We start from the raw sequence: 18,340 nt of genomic DNA, 5'->3' as shown, positions 1-18,340 counted from the left end.
CCATGGCCAAGACATCCCTGAAGGTCAAGGCTGCCCGCAAGCCGAAGTTCGGCGTGCGTGCCTACACCCGGTGCAACCGTTGCGGACGCCCGCACTCGGTGTACCGCAAGTTCGGACTGTGCCGCGTGTGCCTGCGCGAGCTTGCCCACCGCGGCGAGCTCCCCGGTATCACCAAGAGCAGTTGGTAAAACGAACGTCGCAGGTCCCGGGTAACCGGAGAAACCGCGACGAGGAAGGGGAATAAACCCCCATGACAATGACAGACCCGATTGCAGATATGCTGACGCGTCTGCGCAACGCGAATCGTGCGCACCACGATACGGTTTCCATGCCGTACTCCAAGCTCAAGAACGCGATTGCGAACATCCTGGTCGAGGAGGGCTACATCGCCTCGACCGCCGTCGAGGACGCCCGCGTGGGCAAGACCCTGACGATCAACCTGAAGTACGGCTCGCACCGCGAGGCGGCGATCCAGGGGCTCAAGCGCGTGTCCAAGCCTGGTCTGCGCGTGTACGCCAAGTCCACCAACCTGCCCAAGGTCCGAGGCGGCCTCGGCGTGGCGATCCTGTCCACGTCCTCCGGCCTGCTCACCGACCGCCAGGCAGCCGACAAGGGTGTGGGTGGGGAAGTCCTCGCCTACATCTGGTGATGAGGAGGCTGAACAATGTCGCGAATTGGTAAGAACCCCATCGCAATCCCCGCGGGCGTTGACGTCGCAATCGACGGCCAGAACGTCACGGTGAAGGGCCCCAAGGGAACCCTCAGCCACGTCGTGGCCGAACCGATCACCGCGGCGATCAAGGACGGACAGGTTGTTGTCGAGCGTCCGAACGACGAGCGCACCTCGCGCTCGCTCCACGGACTGTCCCGCACCCTGATCGCCAACATGGTCGTCGGTGTCACCGAGGGCTACAAGAAGGACCTCGAGATCACGGGCACCGGTTACCGCGTGGTCGCCAAGGGCAAGGACCTGGAGTTCTCCCTGGGCTTCTCCCACACGATCACCGTCACCCCGCCAGAGGGCATCGAGTTCACGATTGCGCCGAAGTCCCAGACGCTGTTCACGGTGTCCGGAATCGACAAGCAGCTCGTCGGTGAGACCGCTGCTCGCATCCGCAAGCTGAAGAAGCCGGAGCCCTACAAGGGCAAGGGCATCCACTACGTGGGCGAGACCATCCGTCGCAAGGTCGGAAAGGCTGGTAAGTGATGGCTTACTCGATCAAGGGCAAAGGCAAGGTCGTCGCTCGCAAGCGCCGTCACATCCGCCTCCGCAAGAAGATCAACGGCACGCCCGAGCGTCCCCGCCTGGTCGTCACCCGTTCGAACCGCCACATGGTGGCTCAGGTCATCGACGATACGGTCGGCCACACCCTGGTGTCGGCCTCCGACATCGAAGCGGAGCTGGCTGGTGCCGCGGGCACGAAGACCGACAAGGCCCGCAAGGTCGGCGCTCTGATCGCCGAGCGCGCGAAGGCCGCCGGAATCTGCGCCGTCGTCTTCGACCGCGGCGGTAACAAGTACGCTGGTCGCGTTGCGGCCGTTGCCGAGGCCGCCCGTGAGGGCGGACTTGAGCTGTGAACGAGCCGAAAGAAAGAGAGATCATCTGATGGCTGCACAGCAGCGAGACAGGAACGGTTCGGGCGAGAACAACGATCGCCGTGAGCGCCGCTCCGGCCGCGGCAACGATCGCGATAACCGCCGGAACAACGAGAACAAGAACGAATACATCGAGCGCGTCGTCACCATCAACCGCGTCTCCAAGGTCGTGAAGGGTGGACGTCGTTTCTCCTTCACCGCCCTGGTCGTCGTGGGTGACGGCGAAGGCACGGTGGGTGTCGGCTACGGAAAGGCCAAGGAAGTTCCCCAGGCCATTTCCAAGGGCGTCGAGGAGGCGAAGAAGAACTTCTTCCGCGTCCCGATGATCCGCCGCACGATTACGCACGTGGTGCAGGGGCGCGATACTGCCGGTGTCGTCCTCCTGCGTCCGGCCGCCCCCGGTACCGGCGTTATCGCCGGTGGCCCGGTGCGCGCCGTCCTGGAGGCCGCGGGCGTCCACGACGTGCTCACCAAGTCGCTGGGTTCGTCCAACGCGATCAACATCGTCCACGCGACGGTTGACGCGCTGAAGCAGCTCGAGCAGCCCGAGGCTGTCGCCGCCCGACGCGGCCTGCCCCTCGAGCGCGTCGCTCCCGCCTCCATGCTGCGCGCTCGCGCAGAGGGTGAGGCCGACAAGCGCGCGGCTGCCGAGGCCGCTGAGGCCGACAAGGCCGCCGCAGGGGAGGCGAAGTGATGGCGAAGAACATCAAGATCACCCAGGTGAAGTCTTCTGCTCACGCGAAGCAGAACATGAAGGATACGCTGCGCACCCTCGGGCTGCGCAAGATCGGCCAGAGCGTCGTACGTGAACAGACGGATGCCGTTCTCGGCGCCGTTCGCACCGTGCGTCACCTGGTGACCGCTGAGGAGGTCGACTGACAATGGCGGACTCCACGCAAAAGACGCAGATCGTCAAGCTGCACCACCTGCGTCCTGCCCCCGGAGCCAAGACCGCGAAGACCCGCGTGGGTCGCGGCGAAGGCTCGAAGGGCAAGACCGCCGGCCGTGGCACCAAGGGCACCAAGGCCCGCTACCAGGTTCCCGTCGGCTTCGAGGGCGGGCAGATGCCGATCCATATGCGTCTGCCGAAGCTTCGCGGCTTCAAGAATCCCTTCCGCGTTGAATACCAGGTCGTTAACGTTGGCAAGCTCGGGGAGCTTTTCCCCGAGGGCGGCAAGGTGACGGTCGAGGATCTGATCGCCAAGCACGCCGTTCGCGATTCCGCGCCCGTCAAGGTGCTCGGAAGCGGCGAACTGAGCGTCAAGCTCGAGGTTGAGGTCGATTCCTGGTCGTCCTCCGCCGAGGCGAAGATTACTGCCGCCGGCGGGTCTATCTCGGCTCGCTGAGGCCAGGCGGGGGTGGTTCCAAGAGGGGCCACCCCCGTTACCTGTCTGTCGTATCGCGGGCGGGGCGCTGGAAAAAGAACACGCCCGCAAGCGGTGCGCCCCAGCCGTGGGACGCGCCCGCTACGCGTCGTCACATGCGTGCGAGCGCAGTTTTATAATGAATGGATATCGCCACCGCTGCCCGTGTCGGGTAAGCTGGACCAGTCTAGGGGCATTGCCCCGTGCCCATCACCCGTAGGAGGAAGCCTTGCTCGGTGCATTTGCCCAGGCGTTCCGTACCCCCGACTTGCGTCGGAAGCTACTCTTTACCCTGTTCATCATGGCCGTGTTCCGGCTGGGGTCGTTCATTCCCACGCCCGGCGTTGACTCCCAGGCCGTGCAGCGCTGTATCGCGCAGGAGACTCAGGCCTCGTTGCTGGATCTGGTGAACCTGTTCTCGGGTGGTGCGCTGCTGCAGCTGTCGATCTTTGCCCTGGGCATCATGCCCTACATCACGGCGTCGATCATCATCCAGCTGCTGCGGGTCGTCATCCCCCGCTTCGATGACCTGTACAAGGAGGGGCAAACGGGGCAGGCCAAGCTGACGCAGTACACGCGTTACCTGACGATCTTCCTCGGTATCTTGCAGGCGACGACCACGATTTCGCTGGCGCGCAGCGGCCAGCTCTTCCAGTCCTGCTCCCACAACGTCATCAAGGACCGCTCGGTCCTGACCTTCATCATGATGATCATCGTGATGATGGCGGGAACCGGCGTCATCATGTGGCTGGGCGAACTGATCACGGAGCGCGGTATCGGCAACGGCATGTCGCTGCTGATCTTCACGTCCATCGCCGCGCGTCTGCCCGAGCAGCTGCTGTCCATCGGGCAGTCCGGCAAGTGGGGTTCGGTCGCGGCGATCGTCGCCCTGCTCCTCGCCGTCGCGCTGGCCGTCGTCTACGTTGAACAGGCCCAGCGCCGGATCCCTGTCCAGTACGCCAAGCGCATGATCGGACGCCGCCAGTACGGCGGAACGACGACGTACATCCCCCTGAAGATCAACATGTCGGGCGTTATCCCCGTGATCTTCGCGTCCTCGATCCTGGCGCTGCCGCCGATGGTGGCGCAGTTCGGTAAGACCGATGATCACTGGGTGCAGTGGATTTCCGCGCACTTCACGCAGGGCAACTCGTTCTACCTGTCGATCTACGCGCTGCTGACCCTCTTCTTCACCTTCTTCTACACGGCGATCACGTTCAACCCTGACGAGGTTGCGGACAACATGAAGAAGTACGGGGGCTTCATTCCCGGATACCGTGCGGGCCGCCCCACGGCCGAGTACCTGCGTTACGTGATCAATCGTATTACCTCCGCTGGCGCGCTCTACCTGGTGATTATTGCTCTCCTGCCGTCCCTGGCGATCATCCCGCTGAAGCTGTCGAGCTCGCAGATGCCCTTCGGTGGCACGACGCTGCTCATCATCATCGGCGTTGGTCTGCAGACGGTGAAGGAAATCAACACGCAGCTGCAGCAGCACCACTACGAAGGATTCTTGAAATGACGGTCGTCATCCTCCTGGGGCCTCCCGGAGCTGGCAAGGGGACGCAGGCCTCGCGGATCGCCGCGCGACTGGGCATTCCCGCCATCTCGACGGGCGATATCTTCCGTGCGAACATGGCGGAGGGCACGGAGATCGGTAAGCAGGCGCAGGCGTACATGGAACGCGGCGAATTCGTTCCGGATTCGGTGACGAACGCGATGGTGAAAGCCCGCCTGGCTGCTCCCGACACGAAAGGGGGCTTCCTCCTTGACGGGTACCCGCGCTCGGTCGATCAGGCACACGTGCTGCGCGACATGCTCCTCGACCTGGGCAAGTCGATCGACGTGGTCCTCGAAATCCAGGTGGACGAGGACGAGGTCGTGGAGCGCATGCTCAAGCGCGCGCAGGAGCAGCACCGCACGGACGATACCGAGCCGGTCATGCGTCACCGCCTCGAGGTCTACCGCCAGCAGACGGAGCCCGTGGCCACGTACTACGTGGACCAGGACCTCCTGGAGGTCGTGGACGGCGCCGGCTCAATCGATCAGGTGACGGCCAGAATCTTTGCGATCCTCGATTCAGCGGTGAAAAACTAGACGATGCCTCGTATCGAACTAAAGACCGCCGAGGAGCTGCGGTGGATGCGTGAGGCCGGCCTGGTGGTTGCCTCCATCCACGAGTCCCTGCGCAGCGCGGTGCGTCCCGGCGTGTGCACCCGCGAGCTGGACCAGGTCAGCGCCCAGGCGATCGCCGAGGGCGGCGCGAAATCTAACTTCCAGGGCTACTTTGGTTATCCGGCGACGGTGTGCATCTCGGTCAACGACGTCATCGTCCACGGCATTCCCGGCGAGGCCGAGCTGGCCCCCGGGGATATCGTGTCGTTCGACTGCGGCGCCTACGTGGAGCACCGCGGGCGGCAGTGGCACGGAGACGCGGCCTTCTCAGTGATCGTGGGGGAGCCCTTCATCTCGGATACGGACTTTTCCGCCGGCGAGCGCGCGACGGCCCCCATACCGGGGGTGGATGAGGACCTCCTGCGTGAACGGCGTCAGCTTGACGCACTCACGCGAGAATCCCTGTGGGCTGCCCTGGCCAGCCTGGCGACGGGCAAACGGATCAGCGCGGTCGGTTCGGCGGTCGAGCGAGTCGTCGCGCAGAACGCCCTGACCAATGGCTGGGAGGCCGGGATCATCGAGGAGTTCGTCGGGCACGGTATTGGGACGAGCATGCACATGCCCCCGGACGTGCTCAATTACAGCGTGCGGGGCATTCAGGCGCGCCTCAAGCCGGGCATGGTCCTGGCGGTCGAGCCCATGCTGGTTCGCGGCGATATTGCTTCCGTGACGGACGACGACGAGTGGACGGTGCGCACGGTTGACGGCGGGGATGCCGCCCACTGGGAGCATTCGATCGCGATCACCGCTGACGGGGTGAGCGTCCTGACGGCCCGCGACGGGGGAGTGGCTGGATTGGCGCCCTACGGCGTGACCCCCGTATCGCTGGACTGATAGCTTCGTCGCTGGGCCCGAAACCTCAGGGGTTTCGGGCCCAGCGCGTTGTATCCAAACCGGGGCGCGTCCGCCAAGGCCTGCGCGTTTGCGAGGGAACCGTCGGGGCATAGCGGCAGTCGGTCGCGGCCCGGTCGGTGAGCGCGGTGTCGCGCAACGTGCCCGAAGAAAATGTGACCGATTAAACGTGAGGGAGTTGACAGGGTGTCCGACTATCCCGTTGGGCACTCAATGCCGTAGAGTGGTTCCTTGGGCGTATCCACATCGCGCATCCGCGAGTGCCCTATGCCCGGCGGCATCCGCCGCTAACTATCCGAGACATGTAGAGGATAAACGGAGGATATGGCGAAGAAAGACGGCGTCATTGAGATGGAAGGCACGGTTGTCGAGGCCCTGCCTAACGCGATGTTCCGCGTGGAACTGAAGAATGGCCACGTGGTTCTCGGCCACATTGCGGGCAAGATGCGTCAGCACTACATCCGCATCCTGCCCGAGGATCGAGTTGTCGTCGAGCTGAGTCCCTACGACCTTACCCGAGGTCGTATCGTCTACCGCTACAAGTGACCCGACACAAACTGCCCGACGGGCAGTGGAGGTAACAACCATGAAGGTCAAGCCGAGTGTCAAGAAGATCTGTGACAAGTGCAAGGTGATTCGTCGCCACGGCAACGTCATGGTCATCTGTGACAACCCCAGGCACAAGCAGCGTCAGGGCTGAAACCCGCTGGCGCACGGGGCGTCCAGCCCCACAGCATCGCTCTCAGCGCCCCGCATGGGGTGACCCTCGGTTCGGAGGCCGAGGCCGGGCTGCTCGCCCGGATTGAGTGATGACGACCTCCGATGAACAACTGGAGCAACATCACCATGGCACGTATTGCCGGCGTCGACCTCCCCCGCGAGAAGCGGCTTGAGATCGCGCTCACGTACATCTACGGAGTCGGCCGCACCCGCGCGGCCGAGACCCTCGCAGCCACCGGCGTCAGCCCGGATACTCGCGTCAAGGACGCGACTGAAGAGGAGCTCGTCAAGCTTCGTGACTACATTGAGGCAAACTTCAAGGTTGAGGGTGACCTTCGCCGTGAGGTTCAGGCCGATATCCGTCGCAAGATCGAAATCGGTTCGTACCAGGGCCTTCGCCACCGTCGTGGCCTGCCGGTCCACGGTCAGCGCACCAAGACCAACGCGCGCACCCGTAAGGGCCCCAAGCGCACCGTTGCAGGCAAGAAGAAGGCCAAGTAAGGCCTAGGAGAGTGCCCCCAGGGGAGCTTTCCGCGATAAGAAGGAACTGAACCAGAATATGGCAGCAGCAAAGACCTCGCGCTCGGGCGGTGCCCGCAAGCCGCGTCGCAAGATTTCGAAGAACGTCACCAACGGCCACGCCTACATCAAGTCGACGTTCAACAACACCATCGTTTCCCTGACGGACCCCACGGGCGCGGTTGTCGCCTGGGCGTCCTCCGGCCAAGTCGGATTCAAGGGGTCGCGTAAGTCCACTCCCTTCGCCGCGCAGCTGGCGGCCGAGGCGGCGGCTCGTCGTGCCCAGGAGCACGGCATGAAGAAGGTTGATGTTTTCGTCAAGGGTCCCGGCTCCGGCCGCGAGACCGCGATCCGCTCCCTGCAGGCCGCCGGCCTGGAGATCGGTTCGATCCAGGACGTCACCCCGCAGGCCTTCAACGGCACCCGCCCGCCGAAGCGCCGCCGCGGCTGACTTGTGGACGGGAGGGCGCTGCCCTCCCCACGTCTGAACCTTCCGGTTCACACTCCCTTAGCCTGCTTCAACAGGTTCCCATATCCGGTGTCATATAGCGGTCACCGGCCAGAAAGGAATAGACGTGCTCATTGCAGAGCGACCCATCCTGACCGAAGAAAAGGTCAGCGACCTGCGCTCCCGTTTCACTCTGGAGCCCCTCGAGCCCGGGTTCGGCTACACGCTGGGTAACTCCCTGCGTCGCACCCTCCTGTCCTCGATCCCGGGTGCAGCGGTGACATCCATCCGCATCGATGGCGTCCCCCACGAGTTCCGCACGATCGAGGGTGTGAAGGAGGATGTCGCTGAGATCATCCTGAACATCAAGCAGATCGTCCTGTCCAGCGAGAACGACGAGCCGGTCGTCATGTACCTGCGCAAGGCCGGCCCCGGTGAGGTTCTCGCCGGCGACATCACGCCTCCCGCCGGCGTGGAGATCCACAACCCCGATCTGCACCTCGCCACTCTCAACGAGAAGGGCAAGCTGGAGGTCGAGCTGACCGTCGAGCGTGGCCGAGGCTACGTGTCGGCCGCTCAGAACAAGGATCCGCAGGCCGAGATCTCGCGCATCCCGATCGATTCGATCTACTCGCCCGTCGTCAAGGTGACCTACAAGGTCGAGGCGACGCGTGTCGAGCAGCGCACCGACTTCGACCGCCTCGTCATTGACGTGGAGACCAAACCGGCGATCACCCCGCGCGACGCCCTGGCCTCGGCCGGCAAGACGCTCGTGGAACTCTTCGGTCTGATGCGCGAACTGAACGAGGAGGCGGAGGGCATCGAGGTGGGTCCGTCCACCACCGATGCGACCCTGGCAGCCGACCTGGCGCTTCCGATCGAAAACCTCAACCTGCAGTCGCGTTCGTACAACGCGCTGCGTCGCCGCGGCATCCTGACCGTCGGCGAGCTGGTTGCTCACTCGGAGGCCGATCTGCTCGACATCCGCAACTTCGGCACCAAGTCGATCGAAGAGATCAAGGAGTCCCTGGCGGCTCTCGGTATGACGCTGAAGGATTCGGTTATGCCGAACTTCGGCGATTCGGAATCCGCCGCGATCTTTTCGGACGACCAGTCCATCTGACCCCGTGCGTCCGATGGACGCATTGAATCCGTAGGAGAAACTCATGCCCACCCCCAAGAAGGGTGCCCGTCTGGGCGGAAGCCCGGCACACCAGAAGCTGATTCTGTCGAACCTGGCGGCTCAGCTGATCGAACACCGCGGCCTCACGACCACGGAGGCGAAGGCCAAGCTGCTGCGCCCCTACGTCGAGAAGCTCATCACCAAGGCCAAGCGCGGCGACCAGCACGCCCGTCGCACGGTCATGAAGAAGATCCCCAACAAGGGCATCGTCGCGATCCTCTTCGAAGAGCTGATCCCCGAGATGGATTCCGAGCGCGCCGGCGGCTACACTCGCCTGATCCGCGTCGGTAACCGCAAGGGCGACAACGCGCCCCTGATGCGCATTGAGCTCGTCATGGAGAAGGTCGAGAAGAAGGCCGTCGTGAAGGCTGCGGAGAAGACGGCCGCCAAGGCTGCCGCATCCAAGGCTGGCGCCAAGGCCGACAAGGACAAGGAAACCAAGGCCCAGGAAGCCACCGCCGAGGAGCAGGCGGAGAGCACCGAGAAGGCCGAGTGAGTTACGCGCCCGGATGGAAGCGCTGAGGGCGACTTTATCCGGGGATAGTAGCCGAGGGCGGGGAGGGGTCACCCCTCCCCGCCTTGTCGCGTGCGCGAGGTGCGCCCGGGCACGTGTTGGCTCCGCCCTTGCTCAACGGGTGGAAAATAATAGGCAGCCCTTGACAAAGCTATCCAACAGTGAGTAGATCGATGTGGCGGATGATGATGTCTGCCTGGATAATGATGTCACCGAGGAGGAATGCCATGATGCGACCGGCAGCGGCGCCGCCCCTTGGCTGGGACGCGCCACGTGGAGCCTCGAACCGATGGGGGCGCGAATGAACAACCGACTTTTTGCAGGCGCCGAGGCGAGCTGGTGGCGCAACGCAAGCATCTACCAGGTCTACCTGCGCTCCTACAAAGACTCAAACGGCGACGGCAACGGCGACCTGAACGGCCTGCGCGCCGAGCTTGAGCACATCGTCGCCCTGGGGTGCGATGCTCTCTGGCTCAACCCTATCTACCGCTCTCCCCAGTGCGATCACGGATACGATGTCGCGGACTATCGCGCTATTGATCCGATGTATGGAACGCTGGCCGACTTCGACCATTTCCTGAGGGAAGCGCACGAGCTCGGGTTGAGGGTCGTGATGGACATCGTTCCGAATCACTGCTCTCACCAGCATCCCTGGTTTCGTGAAGCACTCGCGGCGTCGCCCGATTCGACGGCGCGAGCCCGTTTCCTCTTTGAACGGGGGCGCGGCGAAAACGGAGAGCTTCCCCCGAACTCCTGGGAGAGCCTCTTCGGTGGCTCCGCGTGGACGGAGGTGGTCGGAGACGGCGTGAAATCGTGGTACCTGCACGCCTTCGACTCCTCGCAGCCCGATTTCAACTGGCGTAACGAAGAGGTCCGGGCGGAATTCGACTCGATTCTGCGCTGGTGGTTCGACCGCGGGGTCGACGGGTTCCGCGTCGATGTCGCGCACGGTCTGATGAAATCCGATCCGATACCGCGAGGCGAAAAGGAGCAGGTCGGAACGGTGGATGCGCAGTGGGATCACCCGGGCGTCCACGCAATCTACCGCCGGTGGCGTCGAATCGCAAACAGCTATTCCGATCCGAGGTATTTGATCGGAGAGGTGTGGGCGTCAAACGACCGGGCGTATGCACGCTACGTCGCGAACGACGAATTGCATCAGACATTCGCTTTCGACCTCCTCGTTCAACCGTGGATCGCGAAACGCCTTCGCGCGGCCATCGACAAGGGCCTCGCTCAGGGATCGAAAACGAACGGCCCCGCCTGGACCCTGGCCAACCACGATGTCCATCGTGCGGTCACCAGATACGGGCAGGAGCAGGTCGATGACGAGCCCCTCCCCGAGGCGATGATCGAATCCGCTCGACGAAAGGGAAGCGTCGACCGTGGGCTCGGGACGAAGCGGGCCGGAGCCGCCCTCGCCCTCATGGCCGCCCTGCCGGGGACGATTTACCTCTACCAGGGCGAGGAGCTCGGACTCAGCGAGCATCTCGATCTGAAGCCGACAGAGCGCCAGGATCCCATTTGGCACCGCTCGGGCGGGAAGGAAATCGGCCGCGACGGCTGCCGGATCCCAATGCCGTGGACAAAATGCTCGCCGACTTTCGGTTTCAGTGAGAAAGCGACCGCGCCCCCGTGGCTCCCGCAACCCGAGTGTTACGGCGCAATGACCAGGGACGAGGAGCGCGAGGATCCCGACTCGATGCTATCGCTGTACCGGCGGATTCTGAGCATTCGTCGAAAGCGCCGAGACGAGATCGATCGCCTTGAATGGATCCCCCTCGAAGAAGCCGATGCGCTCGCATTCGACAACGGGGCCTTTATCTGCGTGACCAACACCGGGAAACGGCCGATTCCCGCGACGGCGCTCGGCAGCGTCGGGCCCATTGTCGCGCGGAGCGGCCGCTCCGATGGCCACCTCATTGAGGCGGACTCGACCGTGTGGTTCGAGCGGCCCGCGCCCCGCTGACCGATTCGTCGGGGCGGAGCCGATCGCGCGTGGTCCGAGGGGCCGCGTGAAGCCCCATACGCGCCCAATGGGCCTCCACCGCCACGGCGCACGTGACGGTGGAGGCAGGCCAATGCTGGCGGATAGACTGGGGGCATGTTTGAAGAAATGACCCTGGCGATCGACTGCGGCGGAGGCGGCATCAAGGGATCGGTCGTGGATGAGCGCGGCACAATGGTGGCCCCCGCGACGAGGACGCCCACTCCGTATCCGCTCCCCCCGGAGCTGTTGGTCTCCACCGTCGTGGATCTCGCGGGGGCGCTGCCCCGCGCGACGCGCGTGACCATGGGCATGCCCGGAATGATCCGCCACGGCGTCGTCATTGCCACTCCCCACTACATCACCAGGGACGGCCCGCGTTCGCGCGTCCTGCCCGACCTGGTAGCGTGCTGGGACCACTTTGACATGGGTCATGCGATCGAGGAGGCGCTGGGGCTGCCGACGAAGGTCCTCAATGACGCCGAGGTCGCGGGTGCGGGCGCGATCACGGGCCGCGGCCTGGAAATGATCATCACGCTGGGCACGGGCCTGGGCAACGCCGTCTTCGACGGCGGACAGCTGGCCCCCCACATCGAGGTGTCGCAGGGGCCGGTGCGCTGGGGCCTCACCTACGACGACTACATCGGGGAGCACGAGCGGTTGCGCCTGGGCGACGTGCACTGGTCGCGCCGCGTGCGTCGTGTCGTCGACGGACTGCGCCCCATGTACATGTGGGACCGCCTGTACCTGGGCGGCGGGAACTCTAAGCGAATCACTGCCTCGAACCTGAGGGCCATGGGTGATGACGTGATCGTGGTGCCCAACGACGCGGGCATCATCGGCGGCGTGCGGGCGTGGGACCTGTGAGCATCAAGCGCCTGCGGCTGGATCTCAGCTACGACGGCACCGACTTTCACGGCTGGGCCGCGCAGCCGGGCCTGCGCACCGTCCAAGGCGAGGTTGAGGCCGCGCTGGCCCTGGCCGCGCGCGAAGAGGTCGCTACGACCGTCGCCGGGCGCACGGACGCCGGCGTCCACGCCCGCCACCAGGTGTGCCACGTAGACGTGTCCGACCAGGCCTGGGCCAAGCTCGCGCCCAGGGGAGGGGCCACGCAGGAAGCCGCGGCCTTATCGATTGCGCGCAGGCTGAACAAGATCCTCGCAGGCCGTTACGGCGAACGCGCGCGGTCCCGCGGCCTGAGCGCCGCTGGCGGCACCTGCGACGTGCGAATCTACGGGGTCGCCGTGGTGGACGGCAGCTTCGACGCGCGCTTCTCGGCCCTGGGGCGCCGCTACGCCTACAGGGTTTCGGACCGGCCCGACCCCCTCGCGCGCTGGGACCGCCTCTGGGTGGACGAGCCCCTTGACGAGGCCGCCATGAACGAGGCCGCAGCCCCCCTGCTCGGGCGGCACAACTTCCTGGGGTATTGCCGTCCGCGCGAAGGGGCCACCACCATTCGCACCCTGCGCACGCTGCGCGCGACGAGAGAGGGGGGCGCCGTCGTATTCCGGGTCGAGGCCGACGCCTTTTGCCACTCGATGGTGCGCTCCCTGGTCGGAGCCCTGCTCCTGGTGGGAGCCGGGGCGCGCGGCACCGACTACCCGGAGCGCATCCTTCGTTCGCGCTCCCGCTCCGAGGCGGCGCCCATCGCCCCCGCCCACGGCCTGACCCTGGAAGGGGTGGACTATCCCGCCCCCGAGCAGTGGGCGAAGCGGGCCCGGCAGGCGCGGGCCAGGCGCGACACGTGCTGTGCAGGCGAGGGTTGAGGAATGTGACACAGTGGCCGCCGCGCTTTGACCGTCGGGCTGGGCGCCGATAATATGGCTAGTGCTGTGCGTCAGCAGAGCACCTGGTGCCTCCCACTCGCCAGGAAGCCTCGCCGACGCCTCGCGCGAACCGTTTCATCGCGGACGCCCCCGGACAATCGGCGCGGCGTCCCATGACCAGCAAGAATTGAAGGTTACGCCCGTGCGCACCTATTCACCCAAGCCCGGGGACGCCGACAAGAAGTGGTACGTCATCGACGCCACCGACGTCGTCCTCGGTCGCCTGGCAGCCCAGACCGCTGCCCTCCTCCGTGGGAAGCACAAGCCGACGTTCGCCCCTCACATTGACATGGGCGACAACGTCATCATCATCAACGCGGCCAAGGTTGCCCTGACCGGTAAGAAGCTCGACCAGAAGATGGCGTACCGCCACTCCGGGCGTCCCGGCGGCCTGACCGCGACCGCTTACCGCGACCTCCTCGCCGCCGCCCCCGAGCGCGCCGTCGAGAAGGCCGTCAAGGGCATGCTTCCTCATAACTCCCTCGGCCGCGCGCAGTTCAAGAAGCTGCACGTTTACGCTGGCCCGGAGCACCCCCACGCCGGCCAGTTGCCGGTTCCCTACGAACTGACCCAGGTGTCGCAGTGACCTGTCGCGTCGCTGACACCTTTAACAACTGAGGAGAACCGTGGCTGAGACCATCGTTTCCGCTGAGCTGGACGAGGAAGTCGTCCCCAGCTCCTACACGTCCGAGACCGAGTCGGCTCCCGCTGGCGCCGGTCAATCCATCACCGCGCCCGGCGCGGGCCTGGGTCGCCGCAAGGAGGCCGTCGCCCGCGTTCGCCTGGTCCCCGGCTCCGGCAAGTGGACCATCAACGGCCGCACCCTCGAAGACTACTTCCCCAACAAGCTGCACCAGCAGCTGGTGAAGTCCCCCTTCGTCCTGCTCGACATTGACGGCCGCTTCGACGTCATCGCCCGCATCAACGGCGGCGGCATCTCCGGCCAGGCCGGCGCCCTGCGCCTCGGCGTGTCGCGCGCCCTCAACGAGATCGATCGTGACGCGAACCGTCCGGCCCTCAAGAAGGCCGGCTTCCTGACCCGCGACGCCCGCGCCACCGAGCGCAAGAAGGCAGGCCTGAAGAAGGCCCGCAAGGCTTCGCAGTTCTCGAAGCGCTGATCCCTTCGGCTTCGCCCGTGGCCGCGCCCCGCACATGCGGGGCGCGGCCCGCTTTTACCCACCACCGCTTTACCCGGGATGTGAGAGTCCCCGCTGCGTGCCACACCCCTCGCGCGGGGCAAAGGGCGCGGTAGGCTTAGTGCAGTTGAATGACCCACTGAATGGAGAGACTATGCCCAGGATGTTCGGCACGGACGGCGTGCGAGGACTGGCGAACGTTGACATCACCGCGGAGCTCGCGCTGCAGCTCGGCGAGGCCGCGGCCCGCCAGTTCGGCGGGGAGAGGCGCGCGGACGGGTCGAAGCCCCGCGCGATCATCGGGCGCGACACGCGTATTTCCGGCGAGTTTCTGGACCACGCGCTCGCCGCGGGGTTAGCCAGCGCGGGAATGGACGTCACGCGCATCGGCGTGGTGACGACTCCGACGGTCGCGCACCTGACGGCCACGGAGGACACCGTGGATCTGGGCGTCATGATCTCCGCCTCCCACAACCCCATGCCGGACAACGGCATCAAGTTCTTTGCCCACGGCGGCTACAAGCTGGCCGATGCTGTTGAGGATCAGATCGAGGCGCTGATCGGCACCCAGTGGGATCGTCCCACGGGCGCGGAGGTCGGCGAGGTGGACGCGAACCACGAGTGGGCCAAAGAGTCCTACATCGCGCACCTGGCGGAGGCGATCGGGATGGATCTGCGCGGCATGAAGGTCGCGATCGACTGCGCGAACGGCGGAGCCTCCGAGTTCGGCCCCGCCGTGTTCCGTGAGCTTGGCGCCGACGTGACCGTCATTAACGCCTCACCGGACGGGCGCAACATCAACCTGAACGCGGGCTCAACGCACCCATGTGCCCTGCAGGCGGCCGTCGTCGCCTCCGGCTGCGACTTCGGTGTCGCCTACGACGGTGACGCGGACCGTTGCCTGGCCGTGGACCACGAGGGCACCCTCATCGATGGCGACAAGATCATGGGCGCCTTGGCGGTAACCGCGCGCGAGCGCGGAACGCTGGCGAAAGACACACTGGTCGTGACCGTCATGAGCAACCTGGGGCTGCTCCTCGCCATGCGCGAGGCGGGCATCCAAACCGTGCAAACGGGCGTGGGGGATCGCTACGTGCTGGAGGAGATGCTGGCGTCCGGATACTCCCTGGGCGGCGAGCAGTCCGGTCATATCATCGCACGCGACCACGCGACGACGGGCGACGGCATCCTGTCCTCGCTGCTGATCTCGCGGATGGTCAAGGAATCCGGCCGCTGCCTGGCTGACCTGACCTCCTTTATTTCTCGCCTGCCGCAGACCCTCATCAACGTGGGTGGCGTGGACCGTGCGGGCGCCTCGACGAACCGGGCGCTCGCCGACGCCGTGGCTAAGGCGGAGTCCCGGCTGGGGGACACCGGCCGTGTCCTGCTGCGCCCGTCGGGCACGGAGCCGCTCGTGCGCGTCATGGTCGAGGCCGCGACGCAGGACGAGGCGGACGCCGTCGCCGCTTCCCTGGCGGATGTCGTGAAGCAGAACCTGGCGCTCTAAGGGGAGCACGACACCGAGGGACGGGCTCAATCGGACCCGTCCCTGCGCATGCCGCTGGATCGTATGGGACTGCCGCGCCCTCCATCGCCGGTGCCCCGCGATCGTTGCAGAAACCGGATGGGGCCCGCACCTGTTCGCCCGAAGACGGAATCGACGAAAAACCCAAAGAAGGATAATCACGATGACAATTCCATTCATGATCGGGGCCTACGCGTCTCTTCCGGCCCCCGAGCTGGAAGGCGACTACTACGCGCTCCTGGCCGAACAGCCGTGGGTGAGCGGTGTCGAGATCCCCTACCCCGGGCAGCTCGCCACCCAGGCAGACGTCCTGGCCTCCCGCCTGGCATCACACTGGGATTTCAACGCCATCACCGCGATCCCGGGCACCATGGTAAACGTCGGGAAAAACGCAGACTTCGGTCTGGCCTCGCCCGACGAGGCGGGGCGCGGGGCCTGCCTGGCGTTCACCCGGAAACTCAACCGAGACCTCGGCGAACTGTGCGAGCGAGTGGGACGGCCCCTGGTCGCGCGCGTGGAGGTGCACTCGGCACCCACGCGCCTCGCCCAGTCCGACGCCTTCAGGCGTTCGCTGGAGGAGGTGCTTGGCTGGGACTGGTTCGGCTCCGCGCTGGTCATCGAGCACTGCGACCGATTCATCCCCGAGCAGAACCCAGAAAAGGGATTCCTGTCGCTCGAATCCGAAATCGACATCGCGGCGGAATTCGGTATCGGAATCCACATCAACTGGGGGCGCTCAGCCGTGGAGGGCCGCGACGCGGACACCGCCTATCGGCACGTGCTTCAGGCGGGTGAAAGCGGTGTCCTGGACGGCATCATTTTTTCGGGCGCGGGCTCACAGGAAACCCGGTACGGGTACCCCTGGATCGACGGCCACCTGCCCGCTCGGGTGGATGAGCCGACGTCGCTCATGAGCGATACGGAGATCGAGCGCTGCGCCCACGCCGGGATCCGGGCGAGGGCTCGTTACCTGGGGGCGAAGGTGTGCGTCCCGAAGGAAGCGACGCTCGAAGAGCGCCTGGCGATGCTGGCGAATATCTACAGGGCCTGCGGCCTCGACGAGTGACCGCGGCGCTACGCGGGTAGCGGGCATGGTCGGGGTGGGATGCGGCCACCCGGCGCTGCTCACTTGGCGCGCCGCTGAAACCGAGACTGCCCCTGCTGGGGTGCAGGGTGGGTTGGTGAAACCCCGACCTCCCCTGCCTGCTGATTGCGACCGATTTTGGTGGTTTCCGGTTGAGCGGGGGCGGTCTGGGTTTCACGCGCGAGTGGGCGGCCGGATCCCTAGGCGCGGCGTGCGACCGAGGAGCGCCACACGGGGCGCGTCGGGATCGTGGCGACGGGTGTGGTGGCGTCAGGCGAGCCAGCAGGTACGGACGTCGGTTCGTCGGCCACCGAGACGGCGCCGGGGTGAGTGTCGGCAATGGGGGGACGATCCTCGATGACGTTGATGATGGAGGCGACGGCGGCCTCCGTCATGTCTTTCAGAGGCCAGTCGACGGTCGTCAGGCCGATCTCTGTGGCGGCGTGCTGATCCTGGTTGCCAAATCCCAGGATCGACAGGTCGGAGGGGACGCTCAGATTCAGGTCGGCGGCGGCCTGGAAGACGCCTGGCGCCTGAGAGTCGTCGGCCAGTGCGATGAGAGAAATGGCGGGGTCGTCGGCGAGCAGGCGCAGGGCCGCCTGGTAGGCCGTGGAGGCCTCCCAGTCGGGCAGGGAGTACAGGGAAAAGCTCGCGCCAAAGGCGTGCGCGATCGGGTTTTGGCGCGCGTGATTCGTGTTGGGACCCGCCAGGAAGACAGCGCGACCGGAGCCGCGCGCGGTCACCGGGTCGATGAGCGCGCAGGAAGTGAGGACGTCCTGCACCCCGGTGCCTTCATCGATGCGGATCAGAGCGGATTCGGAGCCGGTGGCTTCGGCCTCGATCATGGACATGGCGACGACGGGAATGCCCAGGTTGGCCAGCAGTCGCGACGTGAAGGCCTCCGCCGATGTCGTCTCACGGATGATCCCCGCCAGCTGGGTGTCCCCCAGGACCCCGCGAATGACCTCTGCATCGGAGGCGCCGTCGCCTGACTGGAAGAGGGGCAGGAGCAGATAGCCGCGTCGCTGAATGCCGATCATGGCGGTCGTGAGCACGGTGTGGACGACGGGCACAAAGGGGTCGTCCGGCAGCTCGGCCATGAGGAGGGCGATGAAGTGCGACTTCCCGCGCCGCAGCGAGCGGGCGGCGGCGTTGGGGATGTAGCTGAGTTCGCGAGCGACCTTCTGGACGCGCTCGATCGTGGCGGGTGCGATCTTGACGTCCCGGCCGCGCCCGTTGAGGACCAGCGAGACGGTGGAGGGCGCGACGCCTGCTGCGCGTGCGACGTCGGCCCGGGTTGCGCGCTCCATAGACTGCTCCGGATTCTTGGGTATGTTCGTTGAAACACAACGACTATAACGTGTTAGTCTTGTGGGCGACGATCGGAGTTTCGACGACGACATCCGAAAGG

24 protein-coding genes are annotated in these 18,340 nt (G+C 65.6%); 23 read left to right on the top strand and 1 reads right to left on the bottom strand.

The window, feature by feature from the left end; genetic code table 11:
• Positions 1–2 precede the first annotated feature (2 nt).
• From BLT68_RS05970 to BLT68_RS05860, 23 genes are all read left to right on the top strand, one after another.
• Positions 3–188, top strand: a complete 186-nt coding sequence (locus BLT68_RS05970; RefSeq protein WP_050694296.1) for a type Z 30S ribosomal protein S14 — start codon at positions 3–5, stop codon at positions 186–188.
• A gap of 62 nt (positions 189–250) precedes the next feature.
• On the top strand, positions 251–649 hold the full coding sequence (rpsH, locus tag BLT68_RS05965) for a 30S ribosomal protein S8 (RefSeq protein WP_050694297.1): 399 nt from the start codon (positions 251–253) through the stop codon (positions 647–649).
• A 15-nt stretch (positions 650–664) separates the two neighbouring features.
• Positions 665–1,207 carry a 50S ribosomal protein L6 gene (gene rplF, locus BLT68_RS05960; protein WP_050694298.1) on the top strand — a complete coding sequence of 181 codons (543 nt, stop codon included), beginning with the start codon at positions 665–667 and terminating at the stop codon, positions 1,205–1,207.
• Positions 1,207–1,578, top strand: a complete 372-nt coding sequence (rplR, locus tag BLT68_RS05955) for a 50S ribosomal protein L18 (protein ID WP_074633261.1) — start codon at positions 1,207–1,209, stop codon at positions 1,576–1,578. Before rplF ends, rplR begins: the two co-directional genes overlap by 1 nt.
• Before the next feature lie 28 nt (positions 1,579–1,606).
• On the top strand, positions 1,607–2,290 hold the full coding sequence (gene rpsE / locus BLT68_RS05950; protein WP_050694300.1) for a 30S ribosomal protein S5: 684 nt from the start codon (positions 1,607–1,609) through the stop codon (positions 2,288–2,290).
• Positions 2,290–2,475: a 50S ribosomal protein L30 gene (gene rpmD, locus BLT68_RS05945; protein ID WP_016460322.1), complete on the top strand. Its 186-nt coding sequence runs from the start codon at positions 2,290–2,292 to the stop codon at positions 2,473–2,475. The genes rpsE and rpmD overlap by 1 nt, the downstream gene beginning before the upstream one ends.
• A gap of 2 nt (positions 2,476–2,477) precedes the next feature.
• Positions 2,478–2,942, top strand: a complete 465-nt coding sequence (gene rplO / locus BLT68_RS05940) for a 50S ribosomal protein L15 (protein WP_050694301.1) — start codon at positions 2,478–2,480, stop codon at positions 2,940–2,942.
• Between the two features lie 247 nt (positions 2,943–3,189).
• Positions 3,190–4,482, top strand: a complete 1,293-nt coding sequence (secY, locus tag BLT68_RS05935) for a preprotein translocase subunit SecY (RefSeq protein WP_050694302.1) — start codon at positions 3,190–3,192, stop codon at positions 4,480–4,482.
• A complete protein-coding gene (locus tag BLT68_RS05930; RefSeq protein ID WP_050694303.1) occupies positions 4,479–5,057 on the top strand; it encodes an adenylate kinase in 579 nt (192 codons plus the stop codon). Before secY ends, BLT68_RS05930 begins: the two co-directional genes overlap by 4 nt.
• Positions 5,058–5,060: 3 nt before the next feature.
• Positions 5,061–5,969, top strand: coding sequence for a type I methionyl aminopeptidase (locus BLT68_RS05925; RefSeq protein WP_050694304.1), 909 nt, complete (start codon positions 5,061–5,063; stop codon positions 5,967–5,969).
• 342 nt (positions 5,970–6,311) lie between these two features.
• Complete coding sequence (infA, locus tag BLT68_RS05920) at positions 6,312–6,533, top strand: translation initiation factor IF-1 (RefSeq protein ID WP_050694305.1); 222 nt, start codon at positions 6,312–6,314, stop codon at positions 6,531–6,533.
• Positions 6,534–6,573: 40 nt separating this feature from the next.
• Positions 6,574–6,687: a 50S ribosomal protein L36 gene (gene rpmJ / locus BLT68_RS05915; protein WP_003790577.1), complete on the top strand. Its 114-nt coding sequence runs from the start codon at positions 6,574–6,576 to the stop codon at positions 6,685–6,687.
• A 146-nt stretch (positions 6,688–6,833) separates the two neighbouring features.
• A complete protein-coding gene (gene rpsM / locus BLT68_RS05910; RefSeq protein WP_005872704.1) occupies positions 6,834–7,208 on the top strand; it encodes a 30S ribosomal protein S13 in 375 nt (124 codons plus the stop codon).
• Positions 7,209–7,266: 58 nt separating this feature from the next.
• Positions 7,267–7,677: a 30S ribosomal protein S11 gene (rpsK, locus tag BLT68_RS05905; RefSeq protein ID WP_003790556.1), complete on the top strand. Its 411-nt coding sequence runs from the start codon at positions 7,267–7,269 to the stop codon at positions 7,675–7,677.
• Between the two features lie 124 nt (positions 7,678–7,801).
• Positions 7,802–8,797, top strand: a complete 996-nt coding sequence (locus BLT68_RS05900; RefSeq protein WP_050694306.1) for a DNA-directed RNA polymerase subunit alpha — start codon at positions 7,802–7,804, stop codon at positions 8,795–8,797.
• A gap of 43 nt (positions 8,798–8,840) precedes the next feature.
• Positions 8,841–9,353, top strand: coding sequence for a 50S ribosomal protein L17 (gene rplQ, locus BLT68_RS05895; RefSeq protein ID WP_050694307.1), 513 nt, complete (start codon positions 8,841–8,843; stop codon positions 9,351–9,353).
• A gap of 193 nt (positions 9,354–9,546) precedes the next feature.
• Complete coding sequence (locus BLT68_RS05890; RefSeq protein WP_198482551.1) at positions 9,547–11,340, top strand: glycoside hydrolase family 13 protein; 1,794 nt, start codon at positions 9,547–9,549, stop codon at positions 11,338–11,340.
• A gap of 135 nt (positions 11,341–11,475) precedes the next feature.
• Entirely contained in the window at positions 11,476–12,225 is a 750-nt protein-coding gene (locus BLT68_RS05885; protein WP_050694308.1) for an ROK family protein, read from the top strand.
• Complete coding sequence (gene truA / locus BLT68_RS05880; RefSeq protein WP_050694309.1) at positions 12,222–13,124, top strand: tRNA pseudouridine(38-40) synthase TruA; 903 nt, start codon at positions 12,222–12,224, stop codon at positions 13,122–13,124. The genes BLT68_RS05885 and truA overlap by 4 nt, the downstream gene beginning before the upstream one ends.
• A gap of 202 nt (positions 13,125–13,326) precedes the next feature.
• Positions 13,327–13,770, top strand: coding sequence for a 50S ribosomal protein L13 (rplM, locus tag BLT68_RS05875; RefSeq protein WP_050694310.1), 444 nt, complete (start codon positions 13,327–13,329; stop codon positions 13,768–13,770).
• Between the two features lie 40 nt (positions 13,771–13,810).
• A complete protein-coding gene (gene rpsI / locus BLT68_RS05870; RefSeq protein ID WP_016460311.1) occupies positions 13,811–14,302 on the top strand; it encodes a 30S ribosomal protein S9 in 492 nt (163 codons plus the stop codon).
• A gap of 172 nt (positions 14,303–14,474) precedes the next feature.
• Positions 14,475–15,827 (top strand): phosphoglucosamine mutase, encoded by a 1,353-nt coding sequence (gene glmM / locus BLT68_RS05865; RefSeq protein ID WP_050694311.1) that lies wholly within the window; start codon positions 14,475–14,477, stop codon positions 15,825–15,827.
• Positions 15,828–16,008: 181 nt separating this feature from the next.
• A complete protein-coding gene (locus BLT68_RS05860) occupies positions 16,009–16,911 on the top strand; it encodes a DUF4862 family protein (RefSeq protein WP_050694312.1) in 903 nt (300 codons plus the stop codon).
• A gap of 218 nt (positions 16,912–17,129) precedes the next feature.
• Here BLT68_RS05860 and BLT68_RS05855 read toward each other — a convergent pair whose 3' ends face one another.
• Positions 17,130–18,239 (bottom strand): LacI family DNA-binding transcriptional regulator, encoded by a 1,110-nt coding sequence (locus BLT68_RS05855; protein WP_050694313.1) that lies wholly within the window; start codon positions 18,237–18,239, stop codon positions 17,130–17,132.
• Positions 18,240–18,340 lie beyond the last annotated feature (101 nt).

It is taken from the genome of Schaalia meyeri (assembly GCF_900105015.1).
Taxonomy (GTDB): domain Bacteria; phylum Actinomycetota; class Actinomycetes; order Actinomycetales; family Actinomycetaceae; genus Pauljensenia; species Pauljensenia meyeri.
Note: the sequence above shows the minus strand (reverse complement) of the source record. Positions and strands in the feature narration are given on the sequence as shown.